A 6,230-nucleotide genomic window follows, 5' to 3' on the forward strand; every position below is an offset into this window, starting at 1 on the left:
CGTGGTCACCGCGGGCGGGTGGGCCCGCCCCTTCCAGGAGCAGAAGGGCAGGCTGATGAGCGTCCGCGACGAACGACCGGGGCAGGGGAGCGGGGCGACCGCCTACCGTTCGTCCGCGTACACCTCACTGCTGCCGTGGCAGGTGCGCGAGCGCCGCTTCAAGCCCGCCGGGCTCGGACGCCGCGGCCTGGAGCCCGCCGACGTGTACGCCTTCCTCGACCGGGTCGCCGGCGACCTGGCCGCCGTCTACACCGCGCTCGCGGAGAGCCGCCGGGAGACCGCCAGGATCAAGGACGCGCTGCGCCGCTGACAGTCCGACCAGGCCCGCGTGGCGAACGGCGAGCGCCGGTGACCGAGCGCTGGGTCATCCACCTGCCGGTGACCACCGCCGACCTGCCCGCCGCGCAGCGCCTGGCCCGGGCGGTGGCCCGCTGGACCGGGATGCTCCGCAGGCCGACCCGGGGGGTCCACCGTGTCGGCCGAGGACGACCAGAACGTACGGCATCGGGTGGAACTGTGCGCGGAGCTTGGCAGCGCCGGCCAACGTCTTTGGGCAGTACAGCCAGCGGCGGCAGCAGCCGCCGATCGGGCCTGTCGGCAGGACTCTCGGGTGGTCCTTCGTTGCACGGCCGCCGATGGTCGGTCGTGGCTCAGAAACGCGCCGCGGCCAGCCGGACGCCGAGCCCGATCAGGGCGACGCCGGTGACCGCGTCGATCGCCCGACGTACCCGTGGCCGGTCGAGCAGCCGCCGCATCGCCGCCACCAGGTTGGCCACACCGAGGAACCACAGCAGGGCGACGGCCGCGGCCACCGCCGCCAGCACCACCGCGTCGACCACCCCCGCGTCGGGGTCCAGGAACTGCGGCATCAGCGCCACGAAGAACACCGCCGCCTTCGGGTTGAGCACGTTGCACAGCAGCCCCTGCCGGAACGCCGCCGGAAGTGTCGTGTCGTCCCGGCCAGCCGGCTCGCCGAGGGTCCCACCGCCGCCGCGGGCCGCCGCGACCACCGCGCGGACGCCGAGCCAGGCGAGGTAGGCGGCGCCGACGACCTTGACGGCGGTGAAGACGAACGCCGAGGCCGCCAGCAGTGCGGCCACGCCTGTTGCGGCGGCGACCGCCCAGACGAAGACCCCCGCCGCTATCCCGGCCGCCGTCGCCATCCCGCGCGCCCGTCCCGAGACGGCAGCTCGGCGTACGACGATCGCGAAATCCGGCCCGGGGGAGAGCGCGCCCACCGCCATTACTGCGGCGAACGCGATCACCCCGCCGGTGGTGGCGGTCATGCGTCCGTCCCTTTTACGAGGACACCGCTCGCGGCTGCGGCAGCGAACGCGGACCAAGCAGCCGTCGCGAAGGCGAGCGCGGGGTTGGCCGGATCCTTCGAGTCGCGAACGGCAACGACTCCGGGGAGGTTGTCCGCGACCTCGACGCACTCGCCGCCGTTGTCGCCGCTGCGCGTGCTCTTGTCCCAGACGGCGCCGGTCAGATCAGTCATGCCGCATCTCCCCGATGATCCGCTTGATCATGTCTCTCGATTCTGCCTCACCCAGCGCGAGAGCATCCCAGACCTTCCACACCGTCCCGGATGCGTGCAGCTCCTCGGCCTTGTCGAGATAGAGCGCGCCGGTGAGCGACTTCGGTAGATCACGAAGCTCCGGCACTGCTCGGCCGACGGGGGGAACGCCCGACGCGCGCACGAACCAGCGCTGGCCGGCCTGGTGTTGGGAGGGTCCGGCGTAGCCCGGGTAGCCCTACGGGCAGGTGGGGCCGGGGTGCAGCCGTCCGTGTTCGCCCGCGCCCCGGCCGGCTCATCGGCTGTTCCGGGCGAGCTTGCCGGTGATCGCGGTGGCGGCAGTTCCGACTGTTGTGGTCATCGTCGGTTCTGCCGGTTGCGTCGTCCGAGAGCGACGGCCAGATCGTAGGCGTGCTGGCTGGGACCAAGGTAGGCGACGCCCTTGCCGACGATCTCGAATGCGGTGCCGTGCGACGGTGTGGCGATCGGGACTGGAAGGCCGCCCTGCACGGTGACGCCCCGGTCGAAGCCCATGAGCTTCATCGCGATCTGGCCCTGGTCGTGGTACATGGTCACCACACCGTCGAAGTCGCCGTTTCTGGCCTTGATGAAGACCGTGTCACACGGATGGGGCCCGGTCGCTTCGATCCCCTGTGCCCGTGCGGCCTCGACCCCTGGGGTGATGTGCTCGATCTCCTCGCGGCCGAACTTGCCGTTCTCGCCGGCGTGCGGGTTGAGGGCGCAGACGGCGAGGCGGGGTGCGGGGATCCCTGATCCCTTGAGCACGTCGTCGAGGAGGCGGATGGCGGCGAGGACGGAGTCGGCGTTGATCCGCGCTGCGACGTCCTTGAGCGGGATGTGTGAGGTTACCCGGGAGGTGACCAGTCCGGGTATGAAGTTGAGCTCGGAGGTGGTGCCCTGGTAGCCAAGCTTCTTGGCGAACCAGCGGAGTTCGTCCTCCTCGTGCATGCCGGCCAGATGTAGCGAGGCCTTGTTCAGCGGCGTGAACATGATCGCGTCGACCACGCCGGTGCGGTAGAGGTTGAGCGCCTTGAGCAGGTCGGCCATGACGCGTTCGCCGGCGGCTTTGCTGACGGTCCTGCGTTGCACGGGCGGGCCGGACAGGCCGCTGCCGACGAGGATGGCGTGGCCTGGAGTCGGTTCGTCGGCCACCGGCACGTCGACGCCGACCTCGGCGGCGACCGCCTTGAGTTCGGTGGCGTCGGTGAGGACGTAGACCTCGGCCTTGTGCAGGTTTTCGGGCGTGGCGAGGAGGCGGGCGGTGAGTTCGGGCCCGATGCCGGCGGGATCCCCCATGGTCAGGGCGATCCGCGGTAGAACCTCGGCGGCGGTCTGGGGCATGGGGGTCCTCTCTCGGGGTGTACGACGTCCGCATGGCGCGCTGTTTCCTATAGGATCTACTGCCCCGCCATGACCCGTCAAGAAGTTCCTCCCGGCTGCCCGGACCGGTCAGCTCTCAGCGAGCGAGCGTGCGCGTACGCCCATGAGGTGGGCCCGCATGGCGTTCTCGGCCCGCTCGTTGTCCCCCGAAGCGATCGACTCGAGGATGTCGCCGTGCTCGGCCACGGCCTGGTCCACGTCCGTGAGGCCGTGACCGAGCGACTGCCGCAGTCGATGCACCTGGGGCGAGAGGAACTCCGCCAACTGCAGCAGGTACTGGTTGCCGCAGTGGGTGAGAATCACCCGATGGAACGCCCAGTCCGCGGTGTAGTACCGGCGGATGACGGACCAGCCCTGCTCGTCGTTTCCGGCCCGTACGCGCTTGACGTAGTCGGCCGCGAGCACGTGGTCGGAGTGCGCGGCCTTCAGCTCAAGCAGCGCCGCGCCGGACATCGGTACCGCGCCATGCACGGCGGCGACCTCGAGGATGGTGCGCGCGTCGACGAGTTCGGACATGCGCTCCGTTGACAGCGGCGGAGCCACCCGGTAGCCCTTGAGGGCGGCCCGGGTGACCAGGCCCGTGTGCTCCAGCTGCACCATCGCCTCTCGCACCGGCGTGGGTGAGACGCCGAGCTGCCGGGCGAGGGCGTCGATGCTCAGGGAGGCACCCGGTTTGACCCGGCCCTCCAGGAGAAGTTCGAGGATCGCGTCGTAGACGCCATCTCGCAGGGCGCGGCGCTCGACGGGCCGGCCCTGGTCCGGCCCGAGCTGGGCGCCATCGGAAGCCATCGACGTTGTCATGGTGGTTGAGATCCTACCGTCCGCACCTCTGGACATAGCCCGCATGATCGTGGATCCTACAGGATCTATCGGCAACGATACGGAAACCACGCGGCAATCGCGTGGCGACGACCCGGCACCCGATCGGAGACAAGGCATGGTTTGGACGGCGGAGCAGTGGCCCATCGGCGCTGCCCTGATCCAGTTCCCGGGGCGTACCGGCGATGGCACCGACGTCGCGGACGCCGGCCCCATCGAATGGGCCAGGGTCTTCGCCGAGGTCACCGCCTGCGGGTTCGACCACGTCGACCTCACCGACACCTGGCTGCGTCCCGGCGACCTCACCGACGGCCAACGCGAGGACCTGGTCCGCACGCTCAAGGATGCAGACCTCGGGGTGAGCGCGATCTCGGTCGTCCGGCGCAGCGTCCTCGACCCGGAGCACGGCGAAACCAACGTCGACTACGCGCTGCGTACGGTCGAAGCCGCGGCGGGCATCGGCACGGGAGTGGTCTGCCTGGGGCTGCATCGGCCCCTGACCGCGCGGCAGCGGGATGCGGAGTGGTTCTGGACCCAGCCCGGGGCCGACCAGCAGCGCGACGAGGCCAGCTTCGACCGTGCCGTCGAGCGCTTCTCCCGCATCGGGCGGCACGCGGCAAATTTCGGCATCCAGCTCTCGCTCGAGATCTACGAGGACACCCTGCTCGGCACGGCGGACGATGCCGTCGCGCTGGTCCGCGCCATCGATCTGCCGAACGTCGGCCTAAACCCGGACATCGGCAACCTCATCCGGCTGCACCGGCCCATCGAGGACTGGGAAGAGGTGCACCTGAAGACCCTCCCCTACGCCAACTACTGGCACATCAAGAACTACTACCGCGACCACGACCCGGCGACCGGCGCGTACTTCACGGTCCCCGCCCCCGCCGAATCCGGCCTCATCAGCTACCGGCGCGCCATCGAGATCGCCCTGCAGGCGGGCTTCCAGGGCCCCATCTGCGTCGAGCACTACGGGGGCGACGGGCTGAGCGTGTCGGCGCGTAACCGTGACTACCTGCGCGGGATCCTGCGGGCGAAGCTCGGAGCCCGGCGATGACCCGGCTGGTCAACGCGGCCCCGAACTTCGCCGGGGAGGCGCTCGAAGGATTCGTCGCCGCGCACGGCGGTCACGTCCTCCCCGTGCACGGCGGGGTGATACGGGCCTCGGCCACCCCGGCCGGCCAGGTCGCCGTCGTGCTCGGCGGCGGTTCCGGCCACTACCCCGCCTTCGCCGGCTGGGTCGGTCCCGGCTTCGCGCACGGTGCCGTTTGCGGCAACACCTTCGCGTCGCCGTCGGCGAGCCAGGTGCACTCGGTGGCTCGGGCCGCCGATGCCGGCGGCGGCGTCGTCCTCGGCTTCGGCAACTACGCCGGCGACGTCCTGCACTTCGGGCAGGCCGCGGAACGGCTGCGCGCCGAGGGCGTCGACGTCCGTACGCTCGCCGTCACGGACGACATCGCGTCGGCGCCGCGGCAGAAGCGCGACCAACGCCGGGGTGTCGCGGGCGACCTCATCGTTTTCAAGGTCGCTTGCGCCGCGGCGGAAGAGGGGTTGGAGCTGGATGCGGTGGAGGCGATCGGCCGCCGCGCCAACGACGCCACCTTCTCGTTCGGGGTCGCCTTCGACGGGTGCACCCTTCCCGGTGCGGGGCATGCGCTCTTCACCGTCGAACCGGGGCAGATGGCGATCGGGTTGGGCATCCACGGCGAACCGGGGATCGGGGAGCAGCCACTTCTCGGCGCCGACGAGCTGGCGGATCTGCTGGTCGGCGAGCTCCTCGACGAGGCCGGGACCAGCCAGCCGGGCGGCCGCGTGGCGGTGCTGGTCAACGGGCTCGGATCGGTCAAGTACGAGGAGCTGTTCATCGTCTACCGGCGGGTCGCCCATCGACTCGCGAAGGCCGGCCTGACCGTGGTCCGGCCGACGGTCGGAGAGCAGGTCACCAGCCTGAACATGTCCGGCCTTTCGCTGACCGTCACCTTCCTCGACGACGACCTCGAAAGGTACTGGACCGCCCCGGCGGACACCCCCGCCTTCCACCGCGGCCCGGTCGCCGACGAGCAGCCCCGCCGGATCGTCGCGGCCACCGTGCCCGGCCGGCGGATCCGGCCGGGGTCGCCCGCCTCGCAGGCCTGCGCCGCCCGCGTCGCGCGGGCACTAGCCCATGTCCGGGACGTCATGGCTCAGCACGAGGCTCGCCTCGGTGAGATCGACGCCGTGGCCGGCGACGGAGACCACGGCATCGGTATGGCGCGCGGCAGTGCGGCTGCGGCGCAGGCGGCGGCGGAGGCGGTCAGCGCACGGGCGGGCGTGCGGGGGCTGCTGGTGCAGGCAGCCGAGGCCTGGTCCGAGCGGGCCGGCGGCACCTCCGGCGCTCTGTGGGGTGCCGGCCTCACCGCCGCCGCCCACGCTCTGGACGACGAGAACACCCCGACGCCCGGCGACATCATCCGGGCCAGCAGAGCGGCCGTGGACACGGTGGTGCGGCTCGGCG

Annotated in this window: 8 protein-coding genes; 3 read left to right on the forward strand and 5 right to left on the reverse strand. The window is 71.3% G+C overall.

From position 1 onward, the window contains the following. The first annotated feature begins 55 nt into the window (after positions 1 to 55). Complete coding sequence (locus tag DKL51_RS02440) at positions 56 to 310, forward strand: DivIVA domain-containing protein (RefSeq protein WP_124811685.1); 255 nt, start codon at positions 56 to 58, stop codon at positions 308 to 310. Positions 311 to 650: 340 nt separating this feature from the next. Here the strand turns inward: DKL51_RS02440 and DKL51_RS02450 are convergent, their stop codons facing one another. The 5 genes from DKL51_RS02450 to DKL51_RS02470 all read right to left on the reverse strand — a co-directional run bounded on the left by DKL51_RS02450 (position 651) and on the right by DKL51_RS02470 (position 3,706). Then, positions 651 to 1,286 carry a LysE family translocator gene (locus DKL51_RS02450; RefSeq protein ID WP_124811677.1) on the reverse strand — a complete coding sequence of 212 codons (636 nt, stop codon included), beginning with the start codon at positions 1,284 to 1,286 and terminating at the stop codon, positions 651 to 653. Then, entirely contained in the window at positions 1,283 to 1,498 is a 216-nt protein-coding gene (locus DKL51_RS02455; protein WP_124811678.1) for a DUF397 domain-containing protein, read from the reverse strand. The genes DKL51_RS02450 and DKL51_RS02455 overlap by 4 nt, the downstream gene beginning before the upstream one ends. Next, positions 1,491 to 1,700 carry a hypothetical protein gene (locus DKL51_RS02460; protein ID WP_124811679.1) on the reverse strand — a complete coding sequence of 70 codons (210 nt, stop codon included), beginning with the start codon at positions 1,698 to 1,700 and terminating at the stop codon, positions 1,491 to 1,493. The genes DKL51_RS02455 and DKL51_RS02460 overlap by 8 nt, the downstream gene beginning before the upstream one ends. Before the next feature lie 173 nt (positions 1,701 to 1,873). After that, the gene (locus DKL51_RS02465; protein ID WP_124811680.1) at positions 1,874 to 2,878 is read right to left on the reverse strand and encodes a 4-hydroxythreonine-4-phosphate dehydrogenase PdxA; all 1,005 of its coding nucleotides are present in this window, start codon (positions 2,876 to 2,878) and stop codon (positions 1,874 to 1,876) included. A gap of 108 nt (positions 2,879 to 2,986) precedes the next feature. Further along, positions 2,987 to 3,706, reverse strand: a complete 720-nt coding sequence (locus tag DKL51_RS02470) for a GntR family transcriptional regulator (protein WP_221623119.1) — start codon at positions 3,704 to 3,706, stop codon at positions 2,987 to 2,989. Between the two features lie 148 nt (positions 3,707 to 3,854). Here DKL51_RS02470 and DKL51_RS02475 point away from each other — a divergent pair, with 148 nt between their 5' ends. Beyond that, positions 3,855 to 4,793 carry a sugar phosphate isomerase/epimerase family protein gene (locus DKL51_RS02475; protein WP_124811682.1) on the forward strand — a complete coding sequence of 313 codons (939 nt, stop codon included), beginning with the start codon at positions 3,855 to 3,857 and terminating at the stop codon, positions 4,791 to 4,793. Beyond that, the coding region (locus DKL51_RS02480) for a dihydroxyacetone kinase family protein (RefSeq protein ID WP_148097708.1) at positions 4,790 to 6,230 on the forward strand (1,441 nt) is incomplete at its 3' end. The genes DKL51_RS02475 and DKL51_RS02480, both read left to right, overlap by 4 nt.

Origin of the sequence: Micromonospora globispora, from assembly GCF_003857015.1 — a bacterium.
Lineage (GTDB): Bacteria > Actinomycetota > Actinomycetes > Mycobacteriales > Micromonosporaceae > Micromonospora > Micromonospora globispora.

Excerpts from the sequence above, each read along its gene's own strand:
- DKL51_RS02465 (WP_124811680.1), bottom strand. The coding sequence starts at position 2,878 with ATGCCCCAGACCGCCGCCGAGGTTCTACCGCGGATCGCCCTGACCATG.
- DKL51_RS02475 (WP_124811682.1), top strand. The coding sequence starts at position 3,855 with ATGGTTTGGACGGCGGAGCAGTGGCCCATCGGCGCTGCCCTGATCCAG.
- DKL51_RS02470 (WP_221623119.1), bottom strand. The coding sequence starts at position 3,706 with ATGGCTTCCGATGGCGCCCAGCTCGGGCCGGACCAGGGCCGGCCCGTC.
- DKL51_RS02455 (WP_124811678.1), bottom strand. The coding sequence starts at position 1,498 with ATGACTGATCTGACCGGCGCCGTCTGGGACAAGAGCACGCGCAGCGGC.
- DKL51_RS02440 (WP_124811685.1), top strand. The coding sequence starts at position 56 with ATGAGCGTCCGCGACGAACGACCGGGGCAGGGGAGCGGGGCGACCGCC.
- DKL51_RS02450 (WP_124811677.1), bottom strand. The coding sequence starts at position 1,286 with ATGACCGCCACCACCGGCGGGGTGATCGCGTTCGCCGCAGTAATGGCG.